Source organism: Serratia nevei (genome assembly GCF_024160145.1).
Lineage (GTDB): Bacteria > Pseudomonadota > Gammaproteobacteria > Enterobacterales > Enterobacteriaceae > Serratia > Serratia nevei_A.
On the sequence record NZ_JAMYWQ010000018.1, the window covers coordinates 54,508 to 75,432 of the forward strand.

20 protein-coding genes are annotated in these 20,925 nt (G+C 61.1%); 11 read left to right on the plus strand and 9 right to left on the minus strand.

All coding sequences use genetic code 11. The features are described from left to right. Nucleotides 1-106: 106 nt before the first annotated feature. From M6G53_RS14040 to M6G53_RS14050, 3 genes are all read left to right on the plus strand, one after another. Nucleotides 107-2,449, plus strand: a complete 2,343-nt coding sequence (locus tag M6G53_RS14040) for a fimbria/pilus outer membrane usher protein (protein ID WP_253332355.1) — start codon at nt 107-109, stop codon at nt 2,447-2,449. A 19-nt stretch (nt 2,450-2,468) separates the two neighbouring features. After that, nucleotides 2,469-3,401 carry a Csu type fimbrial protein gene (locus tag M6G53_RS14045; protein WP_253332283.1) on the plus strand — a complete coding sequence of 311 codons (933 nt, stop codon included), beginning with the start codon at nt 2,469-2,471 and terminating at the stop codon, nt 3,399-3,401. A gap of 135 nt (nt 3,402-3,536) precedes the next feature. Beyond that, the gene (locus M6G53_RS14050; protein WP_253332285.1) at nt 3,537-3,776 is read left to right on the plus strand and encodes a YebV family protein; all 240 of its coding nucleotides are present in this window, start codon (nt 3,537-3,539) and stop codon (nt 3,774-3,776) included. Between the two features lie 55 nt (nt 3,777-3,831). Here M6G53_RS14050 and M6G53_RS14055 read toward each other — a convergent pair whose 3' ends face one another. After that, nucleotides 3,832-4,431 (minus strand): C39 family peptidase, encoded by a 600-nt coding sequence (locus M6G53_RS14055; RefSeq protein ID WP_253332287.1) that lies wholly within the window; start codon nt 4,429-4,431, stop codon nt 3,832-3,834. Nucleotides 4,432-4,435: 4 nt separating this feature from the next. After that, a complete protein-coding gene (locus M6G53_RS14060; protein WP_253332289.1) occupies nt 4,436-4,828 on the minus strand; it encodes an ASCH domain-containing protein in 393 nt (130 codons plus the stop codon). Nucleotides 4,829-5,149: 321 nt separating this feature from the next. Between M6G53_RS14060 and yniD the strand changes: the two genes are divergently transcribed. Further along, nucleotides 5,150-5,242: a small membrane protein YniD gene (yniD, locus tag M6G53_RS14065; RefSeq protein ID WP_016928013.1), complete on the plus strand. Its 93-nt coding sequence runs from the start codon at nt 5,150-5,152 to the stop codon at nt 5,240-5,242. On the opposite strand, the gene M6G53_RS14070 is transcribed toward yniD, so the two are convergent. Then, on the minus strand, nt 5,239-5,406 hold the full coding sequence (locus M6G53_RS14070) for a hypothetical protein (protein WP_253332291.1): 168 nt from the start codon (nt 5,404-5,406) through the stop codon (nt 5,239-5,241). The two genes, yniD and M6G53_RS14070, sit on opposite strands and share 4 nt — an antisense overlap. A 157-nt stretch (nt 5,407-5,563) precedes the next feature. Here M6G53_RS14070 and M6G53_RS14075 point away from each other — a divergent pair, with 157 nt between their 5' ends. Next, a complete protein-coding gene (locus M6G53_RS14075) occupies nt 5,564-5,773 on the plus strand; it encodes a hypothetical protein (protein ID WP_253332293.1) in 210 nt (69 codons plus the stop codon). A gap of 146 nt (nt 5,774-5,919) precedes the next feature. Here the strand turns inward: M6G53_RS14075 and M6G53_RS14080 are convergent, their stop codons facing one another. Continuing rightward, nucleotides 5,920-7,338, minus strand: a complete 1,419-nt coding sequence (locus M6G53_RS14080) for a serralysin family metalloprotease (RefSeq protein WP_253332295.1) — start codon at nt 7,336-7,338, stop codon at nt 5,920-5,922. Between the two features lie 332 nt (nt 7,339-7,670). After that, nucleotides 7,671-9,014, minus strand: a complete 1,344-nt coding sequence (locus M6G53_RS14085) for a 2-hydroxycarboxylate transporter family protein (protein ID WP_253332297.1) — start codon at nt 9,012-9,014, stop codon at nt 7,671-7,673. Between the two features lie 432 nt (nt 9,015-9,446). On the opposite strand from M6G53_RS14085, the gene pckA reads away from it, so the two are divergent. After that, nucleotides 9,447-11,066 (plus strand): phosphoenolpyruvate carboxykinase (ATP), encoded by a 1,620-nt coding sequence (gene pckA / locus M6G53_RS14090; protein ID WP_253332299.1) that lies wholly within the window; start codon nt 9,447-9,449, stop codon nt 11,064-11,066. 42 nt (nt 11,067-11,108) lie between these two features. Here the strand turns inward: pckA and M6G53_RS14095 are convergent, their stop codons facing one another. Beyond that, nucleotides 11,109-11,753 carry a TetR/AcrR family transcriptional regulator gene (locus M6G53_RS14095; protein WP_253332301.1) on the minus strand — a complete coding sequence of 215 codons (645 nt, stop codon included), beginning with the start codon at nt 11,751-11,753 and terminating at the stop codon, nt 11,109-11,111. Nucleotides 11,754-11,846: 93 nt separating this feature from the next. On the opposite strand from M6G53_RS14095, the gene M6G53_RS14100 reads away from it, so the two are divergent. From M6G53_RS14100 to M6G53_RS14115, 4 genes are all read left to right on the plus strand, one after another. Then, complete coding sequence (locus tag M6G53_RS14100) at nt 11,847-12,545, plus strand: DAPG hydrolase family protein (RefSeq protein WP_253332303.1); 699 nt, start codon at nt 11,847-11,849, stop codon at nt 12,543-12,545. Nucleotides 12,546-12,638: 93 nt separating this feature from the next. Continuing rightward, entirely contained in the window at nt 12,639-13,943 is a 1,305-nt protein-coding gene (locus M6G53_RS14105; protein ID WP_253332305.1) for an MFS transporter, read from the plus strand. 168 nt (nt 13,944-14,111) lie between these two features. Beyond that, the gene (locus tag M6G53_RS14110) at nt 14,112-15,371 is read left to right on the plus strand and encodes an MFS transporter (protein WP_253332308.1); all 1,260 of its coding nucleotides are present in this window, start codon (nt 14,112-14,114) and stop codon (nt 15,369-15,371) included. After that, nucleotides 15,368-16,810, plus strand: coding sequence for a glycoside hydrolase family 32 protein (locus tag M6G53_RS14115; RefSeq protein ID WP_253332310.1), 1,443 nt, complete (start codon nt 15,368-15,370; stop codon nt 16,808-16,810). Before M6G53_RS14110 ends, M6G53_RS14115 begins: the two co-directional genes overlap by 4 nt. A 38-nt stretch (nt 16,811-16,848) precedes the next feature. On the opposite strand, the gene M6G53_RS14120 is transcribed toward M6G53_RS14115, so the two are convergent. The 3 genes from M6G53_RS14120 to M6G53_RS14130 form a co-directional block, all read right to left on the minus strand. Next, nucleotides 16,849-17,850, minus strand: coding sequence for a LacI family DNA-binding transcriptional regulator (locus M6G53_RS14120; RefSeq protein WP_253332312.1), 1,002 nt, complete (start codon nt 17,848-17,850; stop codon nt 16,849-16,851). 72 nt (nt 17,851-17,922) lie between these two features. Then, on the minus strand, nt 17,923-18,480 hold the full coding sequence (locus M6G53_RS14125; protein WP_253332314.1) for a HutD/Ves family protein: 558 nt from the start codon (nt 18,478-18,480) through the stop codon (nt 17,923-17,925). Next, nucleotides 18,480-19,850 (minus strand): formimidoylglutamate deiminase, encoded by a 1,371-nt coding sequence (locus M6G53_RS14130; RefSeq protein WP_253332316.1) that lies wholly within the window; start codon nt 19,848-19,850, stop codon nt 18,480-18,482. Before M6G53_RS14130 ends, M6G53_RS14125 begins: the two co-directional genes overlap by 1 nt. Before the next feature lie 180 nt (nt 19,851-20,030). Here M6G53_RS14130 and hutC point away from each other — a divergent pair, with 180 nt between their 5' ends. Beyond that, the gene (hutC, locus tag M6G53_RS14135) at nt 20,031-20,786 is read left to right on the plus strand and encodes a histidine utilization transcriptional repressor HutC (protein ID WP_033646346.1); all 756 of its coding nucleotides are present in this window, start codon (nt 20,031-20,033) and stop codon (nt 20,784-20,786) included. The last annotated feature ends 139 nt before the right edge of the window (nt 20,787-20,925 follow it).

The following is a 20,925-nucleotide window of genomic DNA, read 5'->3' on the forward strand; positions in this document are numbered from 1 at the left end:
CGCCAGCGTCAAGCCGCTGGCCCTGGCCGTACTCTGTATGGCGGTGGAGCTGTGGCCGACGCACGCCGCCGCCGACGATTTGCCGCCGCCGCCCAGTGCGGTCAGCATGCCGGATACCACGCTGTATCTGGAGCCGGTGGTGAATGGCCGCCAGACCGGTAAAGTGGTGCCGGTCACCTACCGCGGCGGCCACTACTACCTGACGCCGCAGCAGTTGAGCGACGCCGGCCTGCCGGTAACGGACAAGCAGGCGAAAGAGATCGCCGTCGATCAACTGGATAAGGTCGACGTTACCTACAGCGGCGAAACGCAGCAGTTGCTGATCTCGGTACCCAACGACTGGCTGCCCAAGCAAACTCTCGGCAGCGCCACCACGGAGCAGCGGCTGCCGGCGCAAAGCAGCCTGGGTTTTTTGCTGAATTACGACGCCTACGTCAGCCAGAGCGGCGGGCGCGGCAATCCGGGCTATTTCTCTGCCTGGAGCGAACAGCGGCTGTTCGATGGCTTTGGCGTTATCGCCAACACCGGCATCTTCCGCAGCAGCTTCAACGGCGACAGCGCTGCGCAGCAGAACAATCGCTATATCCGCTACGACAGTTCCTGGCGCTACAGCGACGACGACGCCATGCTCAGCTATACGGCGGGCGATCTCATTACCGGCTCGCTGCCCTGGACCAGCTCGGTGCGCGTCGGCGGCCTGCAGGTGGCGCGCAATTTCGCCACGCGGCCGGATCTGATCACCTACCCGCTGCCGCAGTTCTCCGGCCAGGCTGCGGTGCCGAGCAGCGTTGACCTGTACATCAATAGCTATAAAAACACCTCCGCCAGCGTGAACCCCGGCCCGTTCACCCTCAATACCGTGCCCTACATCAACGGTGCCGGTCAGGCGACGGTGGTGACCACCGATGCGCTTGGCCGCCAGATCAGCACCACGGTGCCGTTCTATGTCGCCAGTTCGCTGCTGCAGGCCGGGTTGAGCGATTTCAGCCTGTCGGCGGGTGCGCTGCGGCGGAACTATGGCTTTAGCTCGGCGGATTACGGCCAGTGGGTAGCCAGTGGCAGTGGGCGTTACGGCGTCACAGATTGGTTGACGCTCGAAGGCCGGGCGGAAGGCGCGGCGGAGCTGGCAGTCACCGGCGCCGGCGCCGGCGTGCGCGTTGGGCAACTGGGGGTGTTCAACGCCTCCTACAGCTATAGCCAGGCGAGCAATGACGCCTTCAACGCCCCAGCGGTTACCCCGCTCTATTACGACCCCATCACCGGCCAGCCGCTGCAGCAACCGGATGCCGGGCCGGTGTATCAGTACACCGGCCGCCACGGCGATCAGAGCAGCCTGAGTTACACTTACAGCAATCAGTATTTCAGCCTCAATGCCCAACGCGTGCTGCGCAGCGCGGGCTTTGGCGATCTTTCCAGTTACAAGAGCAGTTACAGGCTGAGCCGCCGTACCGATCAACTGACCGGCAGTATCGGCCTGAGCCGCTTCGGCAGCCTGGGGGCCGGTTATTTCGACGTGCGCGACGCCATCGGCCAGCGCACTCGCCTGATCAACCTGTCCTATAGCCTCACGCTGTGGCGCAATATCAGTCTATATGCCTCGGCAAACCGTGAAATCGGCGGCAATGGCTACAGCTCGCAGCTGCAAATCAGCATTCCGTTCGATGCCTGGGGCACCGCCAACGTCAGCACCGCCCGCGACGCCGGCAATCGCTGGAGCGAGCGTGTCGGCTATAGCCGCGCTGCGCCGACCGGCGGTGGTTTCGGCTGGAACCTGGCCTATGCCGGCGGCCAGGGCAGCGACAGCGATTACCGCCAGGCGGATCTGACCTGGCGCACCTCGCTCTTGGAGACCCGTGCGGGGCTGTATGGCAACCGCAATGACTACACGCGCTGGGGCGAAGTCAGCGGTTCGCTGGTGGCGATGAACGGCGGCGTGTACGCCACCAACACCATCAACGACGCTTTCGCCCTGGTATCGACCAACGGTTACGCCGGTGTTCCTGTCAGCTACGAAAACCAGCGCATCGGCGTTACCAACGACAAAGGCTATCTGCTGGTGCCCACCGTCACCTCGTATTACCACGCCAAATTCCAGATAGACCCACTCAACCTGCCGGCAGACGTGAACCTGCCGGCGGTCGAAAAAACCGTCTCCATCCGCGATCACAGCGGTTACCTGGTCGAGTTCCCCGTCCAGCGCCTTTCCGCCGCCGACGTGGAACTGGTCGATGCGCAAGGCAAACCGCTGGCCAACGGCAGCCAGGTGGCGGTGATCGGCAGCAATCAACAGAGCTACGTCGGGTGGGATGGCATGACCTATATCGACCCGGTGCAGCAGCACAACCGGCTGAGCGTGATCCCGGCCGACGGCGGGCCGCCGTGCCAGGTCAGCTTCAGCCTGGCCAATCCTCAGGGGCTGCAACGCGTCGGTCCCCTCGTCTGCCAATAACACAAGGAGAAGAAGAACGATGTATCGGCAAGTGAAAATTCTGTTGGCAGCGCTGCTGCTGCTGTGCGGACAACGCGCGCTGGCGGACTGCGCCACCGCCAACGGCACGGTCACGTTGCCCAGCAGCAACTCGTTTGCCGTCTATAACGGCCAAATAAACGCCCAGGGCACCGCCGGGCTAAACTGCACCGGCCTCGGGCTCAGCCTGCTGTCGCAAAATACCGTCACGGTGCAAATCGCCTCCACCACCAACAATATGGCTCTGTTGAATACTAACGGCTCCGGCGATCAAATCTCCTATCTGATCTATCCCGACTCGAACTACCAGTACCCTTACAGCGTTGGCCAAACCATCAACTACAGCTCGCTGAATCTGCTGTCGCTGATCCTGATCTCGTCCAACGTCAACTTCCCGCTGTACATCAAAACCGTCACGGGAGCGAACGTCAGCGCCGGCACCTATACCGACACCATCAACCTGATATGGGACTACCATATTTGCGGGCTGGGGGCGCTTGGCCTGTGCATCTGGTGGAACGGCACCAACCAACCCAGCACCGTAACCGTCACCGCAGTCATCACCAAAAGCTGCCTGATCAACACCGCCAATAACGTCAACTTCGGCAGCATGGCGCTGGTGGGGCAATTCAACCCGATTAACCAAAGCATCACCCTGACCTGCACCAAATCTCAGGCGTACAGCTCCTACTTCACCAACGGTAACAACCCCATCACCGGCTGGCGGCAAATGCTCAGCGGCACCAGCAATTTCCTGCAGTATCAAATCTATCTGCCCAACACCAGCACCGTGTGGAGCAGCACCAACGCGCAAAGCGGCACCGGTACCGGCCTGGCGCAGAGCATCCCCTTTACCGCCGCCATCAACCCGGCACAGACCGAAGTGCCGGTCGGCACCTATCAGGATACCGTCAGCTATGTCGTGACTTATTAAGGCGGCCGTTAGCCGCCCGGGACAAATGTTGCCAAAATGTATTTTTTGTGTGGCATTTTTTGCTCATTTAGCTATGCTCATACCGATGGCCGAACTGGTCTAACCTCCTACCACATCATTGAGCAAGGAGTTCCCATGAGCAAAACCGTCGTAAAAATTGGCAGCTTCGAGGTCGATGACGCGCATCTTCACGCCGGCGCCGACCGTGCCGGCACCCTGAGCATTCCCTGCAAGTCCGATCCGGACCTGTGCATGCAGCTCGACGGCTGGGATGAGCACACCAGCATCCCGGCGATCCTCAATGGCAAACAGTCGCTGCTGTACAAGCAACACTACGATCGGCAGACGGACGCCTGGGTGATGCGGCTGGCATGAAAATGCATCAGGATTGCTGATAACGCGCTGTTTTCATCGGAAACAGCGCGTTTTTTTATGCGATGGCGATGCCGCGGCCGGCAAAGAAACGGGCGAAGCGGCTGAGCGGCAGCTGTACCCGTTCGCGCGTCGCCGGGCTGTCGCCCGAAGGGTTGTGGAAGGTCACGCTTTGCGCATCGGCGGCGGTGATCAGCACCAGATGCCCGCCCCGCTGCGGCGGCACGCTCTCGGGCCGGCGAATGGAGGGGTGCACCGAGGCGATAAAGTAGCGACATGCGCTGAACAGCGCCGACACGTCGGCCGCCTCCAGCCCCACCTTCACCTCCGCTTGCAGCGCGAACTGCTCGCGCACGTACTCGACGAACGGCGCGTAAATCAGCCCTTTGATTCGCTCACCCTCGCGCACATAGGCGCCATAGGGCAAGCTGCGGCGCGCCAGCTCCAGCAACGGCGGCGCTTCGCCGTCGCGGTGGCCCAGCACCATTTTCAGGCAGGCCATGCCGCACACGTGGTTGGCCCACTCGATGTACTCCGCCCGATCGCGGGCGCCGCTGCGCGCCCAATTCTCGTCATGCGCCAGCGTGGCGCGGCCGGCGATCAGATCGGCGGCCAGCTCCGGGCTTGCCCACTGGCATTCGTAGGGAACGTCGCGCATCCGTTTAGAACTTGTCGACCACTTTGAAATTCATCAGCACCAGCGTCATGTCCGGCGAGAACAGATCGTATTCTTCGAAGAAGCGCTGCAGCTCTTTGCGCCAATGTGCCAGCGAACGATCGCCCTCGCCTTCGGCAAAGGCGTGCGCTTCATCGACCTGATCGTAGGTTTTCATTTCCACCGCGGTCAACTCAACCGCGCAGACCGGTTCACCTTTGCCGTCCACCACCAGGAACAGATCGCCGGCCTGCGGGATCCCTTCACCGTCCAGGTTGGAACAGGTGGCCGTTTTGGTGCCATTAAGGATCAATTGCACCACGTGATCGGCCTGCTGTTCGGTGTCGCCGAACGCCCAGCGCTCAAGGTGCTCGTATTTCTGTGGAATTGCCGTCGCCATGATTATACCTTTGGGAAAAATGCCTCAATGCAAACAGGATAGTACAACGTATTGCCGGCCGTCTGCATCCGTCGCAAGCGCGACTGCGCGTTCCGCCGCCGCCTTTACGCGCTTTTACCGTTTATCGCTGTGCCTGCCGCCATGTCGCGCGCATACTGTGCCTATGATTCACCCAATCGCGACCGCCAGGCGGCAAGACGACATCGGTGCGGACGATACCTTCAGCGATTTGCTCAACGGCGTCGCCCTGGTGACGCTTTCCCTCATCACCCTCGTCGCGGGTGGTACTTCAGTTAAGGAGGTAACGTGGCGACAAAACGTATGGGCAACAAACTCAGTAAAATGGTCGTGGTGCTGCTGCTGATCTGCCTGGCGTTGCTGCTGTTACGTTGGGCGGCGATAGCCTTCGGTTAATCCCGCCCCGCAGCGCCGCGGGGTGCGGTGGTCGGTTCCAGCAACTCCCGCAAATAGGCCAGCCGCGCCTCCCCCTGCGGCAACCAGCGGCGGCACAGCCAATGTTGCGTTTCTCCCGTGTGGCTCAGGCGGTAGTACTCCGCCAAGGTTTCGACCCAATTCATGATGTGTTCTCCTGCTATTCGACACCGCAAGTATTGAGCGTAAAAACCAGAAGAAATACTGATGGTTTGTTTTTTATGCTTCCTGTTTTGGGTGGCCGGTAGCGAAGCCGCGGTTCAGCTGCTACATTGGGCAAAAATCAACCAGCCGAGGTAAGCCATGACGTTCTCGGAACAGGAGATTAAACCCGTATGGGATGAAGTCGCGCGTCTGATCGGCGACGGCGTGATGCAGCTGCGCCATCGCGGCGAAGCGCTGTCGGTGGAAACGCTGGAAAAATATCTGGCGCGGCAGCTGGCGGACAGCAACGATATCGAACGGCGCATCCTGCTCGGTGCCGCCATCAACATGCTGAAAGGCGGAAAATGAATCGCCAACCGAAAAGGTTGGCGATCCGACAGAAGCCCGAGGTATGCAAGCCCGGCCTTCTGCGCGCTACTATGTCACGCTAATATGACGGAATTAATAGGAATTGTCGGGTTTTCACCCAAACTGCCTTATTTTTGTTGCCAGCATTACGCCAGCACGAAATCGCCGGCATCCAGCGGCTGCCCCACCACTTTCACCAGGAAATCACTGGCGCCAAACGCGCCGCCCAGGTTGATCGCCACGTCGCTGACGTGATTTTGCGCGTCATAGCTCAGCATCGCCTCGCCCGCCTTGCCGCTGAACTGATCGACGAAGCGAATGCCATCGGCGCCGCCGGTGTTGAACAGCGTCAGATCGATCTTGTCCTCCCCACGCACGAAGTCGCGGATCCAATCCGGCGCCGCCGCCGTCGACTCATCCGCCGCGAAATAGACGAAGGTGTCCTTGCCGGCGCCGCCCCACAGCTGATCCGCCCCTTTGCCGCCGTACAGCACGTCATCGCCCGCGCCGCCCTTGAGCACGTTATCGGCGGCGTTGCCCACCAGCACATCGTTGCCCGATCCGCCGATGGCGTTTTCAATCGTCACGCCTGCGGCGATCGACACGTTGCCTTTCAGCCCGCCAACGTCCGAGAACGCTTTTTCATTCAGGTTGATGCGCTGATTCTGCCCGAAACCGGAGAAGTCGAAGGTGTCGTTACCGCCGGCATCCCAGGCGGTGAAGATTATCTTGTCCTGAGCGCCGGTGGCGGTGAGAAAATCGCGATCGGTATTGGAATTGAAGCCGTAGATCGTATCGCCGGTACGGGTGTTCATGTTGGCGCCGTAGAAATGCTGGATCGCCGTGATGTCGTTGAGCAGCGGCCCGGATGAGTACGCGCCTTTAAAATCCTGGCCGGTGTTGCTTTCACTGAAATAGCTCATCACGCTATGGGCGCGGCTGTCCTCGAAATAGGTCGCGTCCTTGCCGTAAGTGATGCTGACGCCCGGGGCGGCGTTATAGTCGCCAGGGTGCTGCAGCCCCAGCGCATGGCCGATTTCATGGGTGAAGGTCTGGCGGCCGTACTCGTTCTCATGGATCTGGTTGTTGACGAAGGTGTGGTTCTTGGCGTTATACCAGGTTTGCCCGGCGACCGAAGGCGAAGAGTCCGGGTTATACGCGAAAGCATAGGAACCGCGCGAGCTGTAGTCGAACAGACCGAACTTGATATTGGCGGCGGCGGTGTTGCTGGTTTCGGTGAAGGTGATATTGGCCACGTCGGACCATGACTGCAGCGACAGTTTGGCCTGCTCGCGCTGTTCGGCGTTGAAGCTGCTGAAGCCGCTGATGCCCATGCTAGACATGTTGCTCGGCGCCTTTTCCCAGAAGCTGTAGCTCAGCGAGACCGGCGTGTCGGTCACGCCCTTGTCGTGCCAACTGCGATCGCCGCGCACCAGCTCCAGGCCGGCGTTTTCGAACGTTTTCGACGGATGAAGCACGGTAATGGTGTCGTCTTCATCGGGTTTATAAGCGCCCAACAGGGCTAATACGCCTGCGGCCTTTACGGAAGCATTGCTTGATGACATAACCTTATCTCCATATTCGTCAATTCAATCGGGGGGATGCCCCAACTGGCGGATTGCCTGAACGGCAGCGGCCCGGTGCTGAATCAATACGGGGATATCGGCAATGCGGTGGCGCCTTCCCTCGGCACTCTGAATGAGAACGATAATCCCTTAAGAGAAAAGAATAGACACATTTTCGCCGAGCACAGAATTTTCTTAGATAAAGTACTGCTATGCATTTTCTCCACGTGAATGATTTTCAAGGTAATAATCAGCACTATCACGATGTTTGGAAAAAATGCATAAAAAAACCGGGGCAATCCAACCCCGGTTATCCATAAGAAACCCTGGACTCAGACTAACCAACCGAGCAATAGCGTCGCACCAATGACCGTGGAAGCGCCGCCGATGCGCGTGGCGATTTGGGCGAACGGCATCAATCCCATGCGGTTCGACGCCGACAGGATCGCCACGTCGCCGGTGCCGCCCAGCCCGCTGTGGCAGCAGGTGACGATCGCCGCTTCCACCGGGAACATCTTCAGGTAAGGCGCAATCAGGAAACTGACCAGCCCCATCGACAGCACCACCGAGCCGCACACCACCACATAACCGACCGAGAACACCGCCACCACGCTTTCCAGCGGCACGTACAGCATGCCCAGGCCGATCATCAGCGGCCACACCAGCGCGGTAGAGACGAACTTGTAGAAACTGTGCGCGCCGGTTTCCATCGAAGCCGGGATCACCCGGCAGTACTTGCACAGCACCGCGAACAGGATCATCAGCACCGGGCCGGGAATGTGTACGATGTGCTCGAACAGGCCACCGACGATAAAGAAAGCGCAGATCACCAGCAGCCCGCCCCCCATCAGTTGGAAATCGACGTTGCCGCTTTGCTCCTTGATGGCGAACATCGCGTTCTCCTGCGCCGAGCGGATCAGCATCCCGTCGCCGCTCAGCGCCTTACGCTGCATGCCGATGCGCGCCAGCACCCCGGCGGTGACGATGGCGAAGATGTTGCCCAGCACCGCCGCCGGCGCCAGCTGCGCGACGTAGACGTCCGGCGTCGATCCCAGGATTGCCGAGTAGGCCAGCGACAGCGGCAAAATCCCCTCGCCGATGCCGCCGCCGATGATCGGCACGATGATGAAGAAGAAAGTGTGATAGAAGGTAAAGCCGAACAGCTTGCCCACCAGCAGCCCAGTGATCACCGCCGTGATCGTGCCCACCACCAGCGGCACGAACATGCGAATCATCCCCTGGATCAGGATCACCCGGTTCATGCCGAGAATGCTGCCGACCACCAGACTGGCGATGACAAAATACAGCAGGTTAGCGTCTTTCATCAGCAGATGAACGGTGCCCATCACGTTGGGCTGGAAAACGTTGAAATAGACCAGCACCGACGGCACCATCAAACACAGAATGGCCGGCCCGCCGATATCGCGCAGCACGGGAATGCTTTTTCCCAACTGCGCCAGTGCAAAGCCCAGCGTCATTATCACCGCCAGGCCGCCGATCATATTCTTCGGCAGGAAGTTGGCGTAGGCAGAAATCGCCACGATCGCGCAAATCGTGATAAACAACGTGATCGGTACCGCGCCGATATCTATTTGACGAAGTTGATTAATTAATCCTGAGGATTCGGACGATGCCGTATTTTTATCACAGGCCAGTTCTGCATTTATCTGTTTCATTATTCACCCTGCTGACAAGCGTACAGTACGGTTAGACTCAGCTGGCGCAACGCCCCTGCCATAGCCAAGCAAAAACAAATGATTACAAAAAATCCTATTGTGGATTTCGCTTTTTTTAATAAGAAATAAAACAGTAGACAGCACTGACGATATGATAAAAAATAAAAATTCAAAACTAAATTACGCTGGCGGAATTCAATATTGTGACCCTCCGCCAAGGTTGGCTTTAATTAATTATCGTCAGCATTTTGTAATTAAAGTAATCAGGTTTAAATTCGCTGCTATGCTATAGGAGGGCGAAAAAGCCCCCTGTTTTATTAATAAAGAACCGGAAACGCATTAGCTGAATCCGGTCAGCTTGATCCGAACCTTAATCCTGCACGCGGCACCGCACGGGAATAAGGCATAATATGACTCATAAGGAAGTAGAATATGTCTTCACGCGCTGTTACCCCACAAACTCTCGCTCGCTACGGCATCCCTCAGGCCGCCGACGTCGTCTATAACCCCAGTTATGAATTGCTGTTCGCCGAAGAGACCCGCGCCGACCTGCCGCCGCTGGAGCGCGGCACCCTCACCCAACTTGGCGCGGTCAACGTCGCGACCGGTGAATTCACCGGCCGTTCGCCGAAGGACAAATACATCGTGCGCGACGACACCACGCGCGATACCGTCTGGTGGTCCGACAACGGCACCGGCAAGAACGACAACCAGCCGCTCTCGCCGGAAGTTTGGCAACATCTGAAAACGCAGGTGGGCAACCAGCTCTCCGGCAAGCGTCTGTTCGTGGTGGACGCATTCTGCGGCGCCAACGCCGACACGCGCCTGAAAGTGCGCTTCATCACCGAGGTGGCCTGGCAGGCGCACTTCGTGAAAAACATGTTTATTCGCCCGAGCGAGGCTGAGCTGGCGGACTTTGAGCCGGACTTCGTGGTGATGAACGGCGCCAAATGCACCAACCCGGACTGGCAGCAGCAAGGGCTGCATTCGGAGAACTTCGTCGCCTTCAACCTGACCGAGCGCATGCAGCTGATCGGCGGCACCTGGTACGGCGGCGAAATGAAGAAAGGCCTGTTCTCGATCATGAACTATCTGCTGCCGCTGAAGGGCATCGCCTCGATGCACTGCTCGGCCAACGTCGGCGAGCAAGGCGACGTAGCGGTGTTCTTCGGCCTGTCCGGCACCGGCAAAACCACCCTCTCCACCGATCCGAAACGCCAGCTGATCGGCGATGACGAGCACGGCTGGGACGACGACGGCGTATTCAACTTCGAAGGTGGTTGCTACGCCAAAACCATCAAGCTGTCGCCGCAGGCAGAGCCGGAAATCTATCAGGCGATCCGCCGCAATGCGCTGCTGGAAAACGTCACCGTGCGGGCCGACGGCAGCATCGACTTCGACGATGCCAGCAAAACCGAAAACACCCGCGTCTCCTACCCGATTTATCACATCGAGAACATCGTCAAACCGGTGTCCAAAGCCGGCCACGCGCGCAAAATCATCTTCCTGACCGCCGACGCCTTCGGCGTGCTGCCGCCGGTATCGCGCCTGACGCCGGAACAGACCCAGTACCACTTCCTGTCCGGCTTCACCGCCAAGCTGGCCGGCACCGAACGCGGCATCACCGCGCCGACGCCGACCTTCTCCGCCTGCTTCGGCGCCGCGTTCCTGACGCTGCACCCGACGCAGTACGCCGAAGTGCTGGTGAAACGCATGGAGGCCGCCGGCGCCCAGGCTTACCTGGTCAACACCGGCTGGAACGGCAGCGGCAAGCGTATCTCTATCAAAGATACGCGCGGCATCATCGACGCCATTCTGAATGGCGACATTGAACAGGCCGAGACCTTCACGCTGCCAATCTTCGGGCTCGAAGTGCCGACCGCGCTGCCGGGTGTCGATCCGTCGATCCTCGATCCGCGTAAAACCTACGCCGACGAATCACTGTGGCAGGAGAAAGCGCAGGATCTGGCGCAGCGCTTTATCGATAACTTCGCCAAATATACCGTCACCCAGGCGGGCGAAAAATTGGTGAACGCCGGGCCTAAACGGTAACGGCGTCCCCCAGTTCAAGGGCCGATTCGTCGGCCCTTTTTTTCACGCTTCCCCCAGCAAACCCGGCATCACCAGCGCCACCGCCGCCGCGATACGCTCGTCGATCGCGCAGCCCGGCGGCAACAGCCCCAGCGTCATCTGCCGCAGCGGTTCAGCGATGCTCATCGCCAACAACAGGTCGCTGGTTTGCGCCCAGTCGCGCTCACGCAGCCACCCGCACTGCTGCTGGCGCTGCAGCCAGTCCGCCACCGTCGCCCGCCCACGCAGAATGCCGTTGCGCTGATAGCTGTCCAGCAGCGCCTCCCGCCCGGGAAACTCGCTTTGCAACAGCCGGAACATGCCCACCGCTTCGGCGCTCAGCACCTGCTGCGCGATGGCACTCAGCCCCTTTTCCAACAGCGGCGCAACCGCCGCCCGCTGCCCGGCATCCTGTACGAAGGCCGGCTGAAACGCCTCGGTCCAGCCGCTTACCGCCTGAGCCACCAGTTCGTCGCGATTGGCGGCAAAGCGATACAGGGTTTTTTTAGCCACCCCGGCGCGTTTCGCCACCGCATCCACCGTCGCTGCGGCATAGCCGCCGTCGAGCAACAGCGCTAACGTCGCCTGCGCCAGCGCAGCGCGCAGCGCCGTTTCCGGCGTGGCAGGCCGGCCGCGCGCGCGCAGCGGTTCTTCATTCAGGTTCGCCATATTTATTCCTCACCAGCGTTGACAGACTCAGCATAGCGGCATAGTCTTATTTTAGAAACATAAATCGTTTCCAAAATAAAAAAGGAACCCATTATGACACATCCTTCCCTGCTGGCGCCGTGGGGCGTTAACGATATCAATGAGTTGCTCAGGCCCGAACCGCTGCGGCTGGAGATGGGGCTGAGCCGCAGCGCCGACGGCCTGCTGACCGTGGCTGTCCGCACCGATCTGCACGGCTGCAAAGGACGCATGCTGGACTGGTGGTTCACCTTCTTCGAGACCACTCAGCATATCAACTGGTGGCACCCGCACGATCACGTCGAACACCGCGGCTGGGATCGCCACTGGAAAAAGGGGGAAAGCTACGTCGGCGCCAGCATCGAAGCGGTCGAATGGCTGGCGGAGCTGCCGCCGGTCGCAGCGCGCCTCAAGTTTCACGCCGCCGAGGACTTCTTCGCGCCGCAGCCGCTGCGCCAGGCGCGCGACGCGCAGGCGCTCTCCGCTGCCGTTTGCGCGCGCATCGGCTTCGGCGACCAGGTGGCGCTGGATGACAACGGCGATCCGTGCGACGGCGAGATGCTGCACCTGGTGCGCGATACGCCCTATGGCTGCGTGCTGCGCAGCCGCTTCCTGCTGGGCAAAGCCTGCACCAATGCCCACGACGAGCTGTCGGACGACATCGGCTTTAACCTGATGCGCCATTGCTACAACGAGTTCAGCTATCTGGCACAGTTCCTGCCGTCGCTGTACTACGCCGAAAACGGCCGCGAGCCGGCGCCGTTGCCCTGGTGAATCGCGCCTCACAGTTCCCGCTGAAATCAATTGATTGTTTTGTCGTATAAATTTAGAACTGACGAACAATAATTCAAAAGTATGGGAACGGGGATGAATCAACAGACTCTCGACGCGCGCCGCTCGCGTCAGGCGTTGCTGGCCGGCTCGGTCGGCAACTTTATCGAATGGTATGAGTTCGGGGTGTACGGGTTCCTGGCCACCGTTATCGCCGCCAATTTTTTCGCGCTGCAGGGTGAAAACGAAATCACCAGCCTGATCCTCACCTACGCCGCCTTCGCGCTGGCGTTTTTCTGTCGGCCGATCGGCGCGGTGATCTTCGGTCGCATCGGCGATCGCATCGGCCGCCGCCCGACGCTGATTGCGGTGCTGCTGTTGATGACGCTGGCCACCGCGCTGATCGGCGTCATGCCGACCTATGCCTCGATCGGTGTCGCTGCCCCGCTGCTGCTGACGCTGCTGCGCATGTTTCAGGGGCTGTTCGCCGGCGGCGAATTCGGCGGCGCCGTGTCGCTGATGACCGAGTTCGCCCCGAAGGGCAAACGCGGGCTGTTCGGTGCCTGGCAATCGCTGACCGTCGCGTTTGGGCTGCTGGCCGGCGCCGGGCTGGTGGCGCTGCTGGCCGCGCTGCTCAGCACGCAGCAACTGCATGACTGGGGCTGGCGCATTCCGTTCCTGCTGGCGCTGCCGATGGGTGCCGTGGCGCTGTGGCTGCGGCTCAAGCTCGAGGAAACGCCCACGTTCACCCAGGCGCAGCAACATGCGGAACACGCCGCCGCGCCGCCGGAAGCGAAGCTGGGCGGCGTGGCGAAAACCATTCTGATCGGCATCGGCCGCATGATGGGCTGGTCGGCCGCCGGCTATACCTTCCTGGTGGTGATGCCTTCCTATTTGCAAACTTCATTGCACGCCACCTTCCAGCAGGCGCTGGTGGCAACGGTGCTGGCCAACGTCGGCTTCGCCCTGACCATTCTGCCGGCGGGTATCATCAGCGACAAACTGGGGCGCAAAACGGTGATGTTGACGGCGGTGGCGGCGGTGATCCTGTTCACCTTCCCGCTGCTGCACCTGTTGCAGGATGCGCAGAGTTCACTGTGGGCCAAAGGGCTGGCGGTAATGTTCGCCGGAGCGGTGGTCGGCCTGCTGGCCGGCCCCGGCCCGGCGATGCTGGCGGAGATGTTCCCAACCCGGGTGCGCTATACCGGCCTGGGGCTGGCTTACTCGCTGTCCAATGCGGTGTTTTCCGGCTCGGCCGGGCTGATTATCACCGGCCTCATCAAACAGACCGGCAATATCGACATTCCCGCCTATTACGTGGTCGCCACCTCGGTGGTCAGCCTGTTTGCGCTGATGACGCTGCGCCGCGACGATCATCTGCGCTCGCTGAACGAACGTTAATCCTCCGGGGGCGCATCGCCCCCTTGCCAACGCGTGACTCTGATCACAAGACATAAATGTTAACGTTAACTTTTGTGATTAACATCGCACGCGTGATATCTGGCCGCTTTATCCCTTTGCGAGTTAACGTTAACAATAGAGCTAACTTCACTCACCGGGGCCCTATCCATGAACCGCGAAACTAAAAAATATTACGTGCTGCTCAGCGGCCTGCTGTTCTTCTTTTTCTTCACCTGGTCTTCCAGCTTTTCGTTGATCTCGCTGTGGCTGAATCAGAAGATCGGCCTGAAAGGCGCCGAGACCGGCCTGATCTTCTCCGCTATCTCGTTGGTGGCGCTGTGCGCACAGCCGCTGTACGGGTTTATTCAGGATAAACTTGGGCTGCGCAAGCACCTGTTGCAATTTCTCGGCGTGATGCTGCTGCTGACCGGCCCGTTCTTTATCTACGTTTACGCCCCGCTGCTGGCCAGCAGCCTGCCGCTCGGCGCACTGGTCGGCGGGGTATTTATCGGTGCCACCTTCTTCGCCGGCATCGGCGCGCTGGAATCTTATACCGAGCGAGTCAGCCGCATCAGCGGTTTCGAATTCGGCCGCGCCCGCATGTGGGGATCGCTCGGCTGGGCCAGCGCCACCTTTTTGGCCGGTTTTATCTTCAATATCGATCCGAACATCAATTTCTGGCTGGCCTCCGCCGCCGCCGTGGTATTCCTGTTGCTGCTCAGCCAGGTGCGCGAGCTGAAGCCGAACGCCATGGCCGGCCTGGCGTTCGGCAAACCGGAAAATCTGCGGCTGCAGGATGCGCTGGCGCTGCTGCGTATGCCGGGCTTCTGGGCGCTGGTGGTGTTTGTGCTCGGTATCAGCGTGTACAACGTTTTCGATCAGCAATTTTCGGTCTATTTCGCCTCGCAGTTCGCTTCTCGCGAACAGGGCAACGAGATGTACGGCTTCCTCAACTCGCTGCAGGTCTTCCTCGAAGCCGGCGGCATGTTCCTGGCGCCGCTGCTGGTGAACCGCATCGGCGCCAAACAGGGGCTGCTGCTGGCCGGTGGCGTGATGGCGCTGCGCATGTTCGGCTCCGGCTTGGTCAGCGGCGCATTGATGATCTCCGCCATGAAACTGCTGCACGCCGTAGAGTTGCCGATCCTGCTGATCGCTATCTTCAAATACATCGCCAGCCGCTTCGACAGTCGCCTCTCCTCAACGCTTTACCTGGTGGGCTTTCAGTTCATCACCCAGGTGATGGCCAGCTTTCTGTCGCCGCTGGCAGGCTACGGTTATGACCGCATCGGCTTTGCCGACACCTATCTGCTGATGGGGTGCGCGGTCGCCGTCACGACGCTGGTCTCCTGTTTCCTGCTGCACGGCGAACGTTCCGCCCGCGCAACCCCCTTTCAATCCGCCATTAAATCAAGTGAGTCTGTCCAATGAACACTGCCTTAGCTCAAGCCGACCATGCGGCCGAAGCCCTGCGCGCAGAGCGCCGAGACGAATACTACCCGCAGTTCCATCTCGCGCCGCCCGCCGGCTGGATCAACGATCCCAACGGCCTGATCTGTATTGACGGCGTCTATCATGCCTTCTTCCAGCATCACCCCTATAGCGAGCACTGGGGCCCCATGCACTGGGGGCACGCGACCAGCCGCGATCTGATCCGCTGGCAGCACCAGCCCATCGCCCTGGCGCCCGATGCGCCCTATGACAAAGACGGTTGCTTTTCCGGCTGCGCCGTGGATGACAACGGCGTGCTGACGCTGATTTACACCGGCCACGTGTGGCTGGGCGAGCCCGGCGACGACAGCCAGGTGCGGGAAGTGCAATGTCTGGCCACCAGCGAAGATGGCATACGTTTCGTCAAGCATGGGCCGGTGCTGGCCGCGCCGGACGGCATTCAGCATTTCCGCGATCCGAAAGTCTGGCGCGAGAACGGCGAATGGTGGCTGGTGGTCGGTGCCAAAGAAAACGGCCTGGGCCAGGTGCGCCTGTACCGTTCTGCAGACCTGCGCGCCTGGCGCTTCGATCGGGTGCTGGCCGGCGCGCAGGCGGCGCATCAAGGGTATATGTGGGAATGCCCGGATTTCTTCCCGCTGGGGGAACAACACCTGTTGTTGTTCTCACCGCAGGGGCTGGCGGCACAGGGCTACCGCTACCGCAATCGCTTCCAGAGCGGCTATCTGCTCGGCCACTGGCGGCCGGACAGCGACTTTAGGGTGACCCAACCCTTCTGCGAGCTGGATGCCGGCCACGATTTCTATGCGCCGCAGGCCTTCACCGCCGCCGACGGCCGTCGGCTGCTGTTTGCCTGGATGGATATGTGGGAATCCCCAATGCCCAGCAAAGCGCACCGTTGGGCGGGCGCCCTCACCCTGCCGCGTGAGCTGACGCTGGCCGCCGACGGCAGCGTGCACATGAACCCGGCGCGTGAACTGACGGCGCTGCGCCGAGAATCGCACACCTTTTTGGCACAGACGCTGACCAATCAGCCTCTGCCGCTGGCGGACGACCTGCAGGAACTCACCCTGACGTTGAGACCGGCCGACAACGACGCCGAGCGTTACGGGCTGGCCATCGGGAATGCGGCGCGGCTGTTCGTCGACAATCAGGCGCACCGGCTGGTGCTGGAACGTTTTCATGAAAACCGCGCCCTGTGCACCTGCCGCAGCGTGCCGCTGCCAGAAGGTGACAGCCTGTCGCTACGGATCTTTATTGACCGCTCATCGCTGGAGATCTTCGTCAATCAGGGGCAGGCCTGCCTGACCAGCCGCATCTATCCGACAAAGGGCGATCGCCGCCTCAGCCTGTTCGCCGAAGGCGGCCGGGCTCAGTTCGAGCCCATCACGGGATGGCGGTTGGCAAGCCTCTGGGGATAATGGGAATAAGCACCGGGCGAGCGACGCGCCCGGTGCGGCTACAGCGAACCACGCTCCAACAGCGGGCAAGGCACTTTCACCGTCTCACGCAGCTCCCGCTGCTCAATCACATGCAGCGCCGCAAGGCGGCCCAGCTCGTAATGCGGCAGCTGCACCGTCGTCAATGCCGGCAGGAACAGCTCGCCGGTGCCGACCATATTGTCGTAACCCAGCACCGCCACCTGTTGCGGTATCCGCCATCCTTGCGCCAGCAATACCTGATACACCAGAAAGGCTATCCGATCGTTCCCGCACACCACGACATCGCAATCGCGCCGGCCCGCAGAGAAATGCCGCTCCAGCAGCGCGACGCAGTCGCGATAGCTTTGATCGCCGCCGCTCAGATCGAGATGATACTGCCGCAGCTGTTCAACATCGCGCCCCGCTTCGCGCCAGGCGCGTTCCAGACCGCGACGGCGCAGGCCCGCCGCCAGCGTATCCGCCGGTAAATGAATGCACAGTGGCGCGCGATAGCCTTTGGCGATCAGCGCGCGCGTGGCGTCATACTGCCCTTGCTCGTCATCAGGAATGTAGCTGGCGATCGAATGCGCCGGGCTGACGCAGTTGGCCAGCACCAGCTTTTTGTCCAGCAGTTTGGCCGGCAATGTCACCTCGCGCAGCCCCATCGTGGTGAAGATCACCCCATCCGGACGATGCGCCAGCAGCAGATCGACGGTCTGTTCGGCGTTGTCGTCGGCAAACAGGTTGACGACGAAGCTGTTCCAGCCTCGCTCACGCGCGGTTTTCTCAATCGACAGGATCATTTCCACCGAGAACGGCGTCGTGGCGGTGTCCAGCGCCAGCACGCCGAGCGTCTGCACGCGATTCCCGTCACCGCGAATACGCCGCGCCGACAGATCCGGCACGTAGTCCAACTGGTCGATAGCCTGTTTGACGCGGCGGTAGGTTTCCGGCCGCAACTTGCCGGGTTCATTGATGGCGCGGGACACCGTCATCAACGAGACTCCGGCAAGTTTTGCGACGTCTTTCAGCGAAGCCATGCGCCCTTCTTTATGATGATTAATGGGAAAACGTGAATAATCCCATAACCGGGCGCAGGACTCTACTCTGCGTTAGCAGGTTGTGATGTTCGCCCACAGGAGAGCGCCATCGGCCGTCAGCGGCGCCACTTCGCCCCCCGCCGCCGTCCACCACACGCCCTCGCGCGCCCGCAGTTCGCCGCCCCCCGGCAGCGACCAGACGCCGCTCAGCACATACAGCACGCCCGCCTGGTTGGATGACAACGTAACAGGCGCAGTGCAGCGTCGCACCTCGGCCACCTGCCGGCCGCGGCGCGTCATGATGTTGAAATCCTGACTGGCACCGCCCAGCAGGGTCGCTTCCAGCGCCACGTCGCCGGAGAACGCGAACGGTTCCCCGACGCGCGCCAACTGATGGTCGATATGCCCGGCGCTGAACAGCCGCACGCCGTCACCCTCCAGCAACGTGATCGAACGATCGATGCCCGTAAAGGCGGAAAACGGCCCGTCCTGCGCGATGGTAGCGATGCTGGCGCGCCAGTCAAAATCCTGCGCGCCCGGCGGCCAGCTGACGATCTCACGGGTTTCCCCACCGCCGTTGCGCCACGGGCTGACCGGCAGCGCGGCGAAGCTAAAACGGGTCAGGCTCATTACGCCTCCTGCTGGAAGGTTTTCAGCACCTGCAGGAACTCGGCGCGGCTCTGCTGCTGCAGCGCGTGCCGCCCCTGCTCGATCACCTGCCGGCCGCCGACGAACACGTCGCGAATTTGCTCTTTGCCGCCGGCGAACAGCCAGCGGTTGAGGATTGAGGCGTCCGGCGCCGCCGCAAGATACGGATCGTCGCCGTCCAGCACCAGCCAGTCGGCGCGATAGCCGCTCTGTAGCCGGCCGATCGGCGCGCCGCACGCCTGCGCACCGCCCTGCAGCGCCTGATGGTACAGCACATCGCCCACCGCCGGCTGCTGCGGCGTGGTCAGACGGTTACGGCGCTGATCGCGCAGCCGTTGGCCGTATTCAAACCAGCGCAGCTCTTCCACCACGTTGAGCGAAACGTGGCTGTCGGAACCGATGCCCCAGCGCCCCTGCTGCTGCAGGTAAGCGTCGCCGGGGAAAATGCCGTCGCCGAGGTTGGCTTCGGTGGTCGGGCACAGGCCGGCCACCGCGCGGCTGCGCGCCAGCGCTTCCAGCTCATCGCGATCCAGGTGGGTGGCATGCACCAGACACCAGCGCTGATCGACCGGCAAATGGTCATACAGCCAGGCCACCGGGCGCTGTCCGCTCCACGCCAGGCAGTCGTTCACCTCTTTTTGCTGCTCGGCGATATGAATATGCACCGGCAAGGTGCGATCCGACGCGGCCAAAATCTGCTGCATCTGGCCCAGCTCCACCGCACGCAGCGAATGGAAGCACAGCCCCTGATTCTGCAACGGACGATCCGCCAGCTGGCGGGCAATCACCTGCTGCTGGTGCAGATAGCTTTCGGTATCCTGGATAAAACGTTTCTGCCCCGGTTGCGCCGGCTGCGCGCCGAAACCGGCGTAGCTGTACAGCACCGGCAGCATCGTCATGCCGATGCCGGCCTGATGCGCGGCCTCGCTGAGGCGGCCGGTCATTTCGCCGCGATCGGCGTAAGGCTTACCGTCGGCGTCGTGATGCAGGTAGTGGAATTCGGCCACCTGGGTGTATCCGCCCTTGAGCATTTCGATATACAGTTGACGGGCGACCACCTCCACCTGCTCCGGCGTCAGGCGCTGCACCAGGCGGTACATCAGATCGCGCCAGGTCCAGAAGCTGTCCTGCGGGTTGCCCGCCACTTCCGCCAGCCCGGCCATCGCGCGCTGGAAAGCGTGGGAGTGCAGGTTCGGCATGCCCGGCACCGCATCGCCGTGCAGCCGGATGCAGCCTTGCGGTTCAGCGTCGGCGGTAACTTGAGTCAGATAACCTTGCGCATCGACGTCCAGCCGGACGTTATGCGCCCAGCCCTCAGGGAGCAAAGCGCGTGGGGCAAAATAAGCAGGCATGGCAGTATTCCACTGTTGATGTAACGGCGAATGAGGCGCGGCGATGGCGCGCATTCAGGAATTTTTGGCGGTCGCCGGCAAGTTTCTGGCGCGACGGCCACTAGTTGTATATACATATACATACGCCGACATCAACAGTAAACTGGTGTTATGATTTTTTTATTTGACGAGGTTAACGTCGTGGCTGAACAACAGACCGTGTTACAACTGGCGGCTGCAATGAGCGATGCCCCCGCCCCGATCTACCAACGGGTCAAACAGGCGATCGTGAATCAAATCCGTGCGGGGCATTGGCAACCGCACCAGCGCGTGCCCTCCGAAAGTGAACTGGTGGCGGAACTGGGCGTCAGCCGCATGACCATCAACCGCGCGCTGCGCGAGCTGACCAGCGAAGGTTTTTTGATTCGCATGCAGGGCGTCGGCACCTTCGTCGCCGAAGCCAAAGCGCATACCGCGCTGCTGGAAGTGCACAACATCGCCGATGAGATCGCCGCGCGCGGCCATCGCCACAGCAGCAAGATCCTCGAGCTGAAGGCCCGGGCGGCCAGCGAGGAAGAGGCGACGGCGCTGGGCATTCAGCCCGGCCAGCGGCTGTTCTACTCGCAGATCGTGCATTACGAGAACGACGTACCGGTGCAGGTGGAAGACCGCTGCGTCAACCCGCTGGTGGCGCCGGATTACCTGAAGCAGGATTTCGATCGCGTCACGCCTTACACCTATCTGACGCAGGCCGCGCCGCTGACCGCCGGCGAGCACATCGTCGAAGCGGTGATCCCCACCCGGCGCGAGCGCGAGCTGCTGCAGCTGGAAGACCACGAACCCGGTCTGCTGATCCACCGCCGCACCTGGTCCGGCAAAACCGTGGTGACCTCGGCCCGGCTGCTGTACCCCGGCAGCCGTTATCAGCTGTTCGGCCGCTTCACCAGCGAAGTCTGATCCCCGGCGGGCGCCCCTGCGCCCGCATCTCCGTTGTCGATCACATCCTGATAACAAAATCTCTCCCGCCTCTTGTGACATCCCGGTGAATGCGTTAGGTTGTTTTTAATTGTATATACAACCATGTGGGAGCTGCGGC

Coding starts and splice junctions, on each gene's coding strand:
- M6G53_RS14045 (WP_253332283.1), top strand. CDS start 2,469: ATGTATCGGCAAGTGAAAATTCTGTTGGCAGCGCTGCTGCTGCTGTGC.
- M6G53_RS14085 (WP_253332297.1), bottom strand. CDS start 9,014: ATGAAACAGATAAATGCAGAACTGGCCTGTGATAAAAATACGGCATCG.
- M6G53_RS14095 (WP_253332301.1), bottom strand. CDS start 11,753: ATGGCGAACCTGAATGAAGAACCGCTGCGCGCGCGCGGCCGGCCTGCC.
- M6G53_RS14070 (WP_253332291.1), bottom strand. CDS start 5,406: ATGAATTGGGTCGAAACCTTGGCGGAGTACTACCGCCTGAGCCACACG.
- M6G53_RS14105 (WP_253332305.1), top strand. CDS start 12,639: ATGAATCAACAGACTCTCGACGCGCGCCGCTCGCGTCAGGCGTTGCTG.
- yniD (WP_016928013.1), top strand. CDS start 5,150: ATGGGCAACAAACTCAGTAAAATGGTCGTGGTGCTGCTGCTGATCTGC.
- M6G53_RS14080 (WP_253332295.1), bottom strand. CDS start 7,338: ATGTCATCAAGCAATGCTTCCGTAAAGGCCGCAGGCGTATTAGCCCTG.
- M6G53_RS14055 (WP_253332287.1), bottom strand. CDS start 4,431: ATGCGCGACGTTCCCTACGAATGCCAGTGGGCAAGCCCGGAGCTGGCC.
- M6G53_RS14075 (WP_253332293.1), top strand. CDS start 5,564: ATGACGTTCTCGGAACAGGAGATTAAACCCGTATGGGATGAAGTCGCG.
- M6G53_RS14050 (WP_253332285.1), top strand. CDS start 3,537: ATGAGCAAAACCGTCGTAAAAATTGGCAGCTTCGAGGTCGATGACGCG.
- M6G53_RS14115 (WP_253332310.1), top strand. CDS start 15,368: ATGAACACTGCCTTAGCTCAAGCCGACCATGCGGCCGAAGCCCTGCGC.
- pckA (WP_253332299.1), top strand. CDS start 9,447: ATGTCTTCACGCGCTGTTACCCCACAAACTCTCGCTCGCTACGGCATC.
- M6G53_RS14120 (WP_253332312.1), bottom strand. CDS start 17,850: ATGGCTTCGCTGAAAGACGTCGCAAAACTTGCCGGAGTCTCGTTGATG.
- M6G53_RS14130 (WP_253332316.1), bottom strand. CDS start 19,850: ATGCCTGCTTATTTTGCCCCACGCGCTTTGCTCCCTGAGGGCTGGGCG.
- M6G53_RS14040 (WP_253332355.1), top strand. CDS start 107: ATGCCGGATACCACGCTGTATCTGGAGCCGGTGGTGAATGGCCGCCAG.
- M6G53_RS14060 (WP_253332289.1), bottom strand. CDS start 4,828: ATGGCGACGGCAATTCCACAGAAATACGAGCACCTTGAGCGCTGGGCG.
- M6G53_RS14125 (WP_253332314.1), bottom strand. CDS start 18,480: ATGAGCCTGACCCGTTTTAGCTTCGCCGCGCTGCCGGTCAGCCCGTGG.
- M6G53_RS14110 (WP_253332308.1), top strand. CDS start 14,112: ATGAACCGCGAAACTAAAAAATATTACGTGCTGCTCAGCGGCCTGCTG.
- M6G53_RS14100 (WP_253332303.1), top strand. CDS start 11,847: ATGACACATCCTTCCCTGCTGGCGCCGTGGGGCGTTAACGATATCAAT.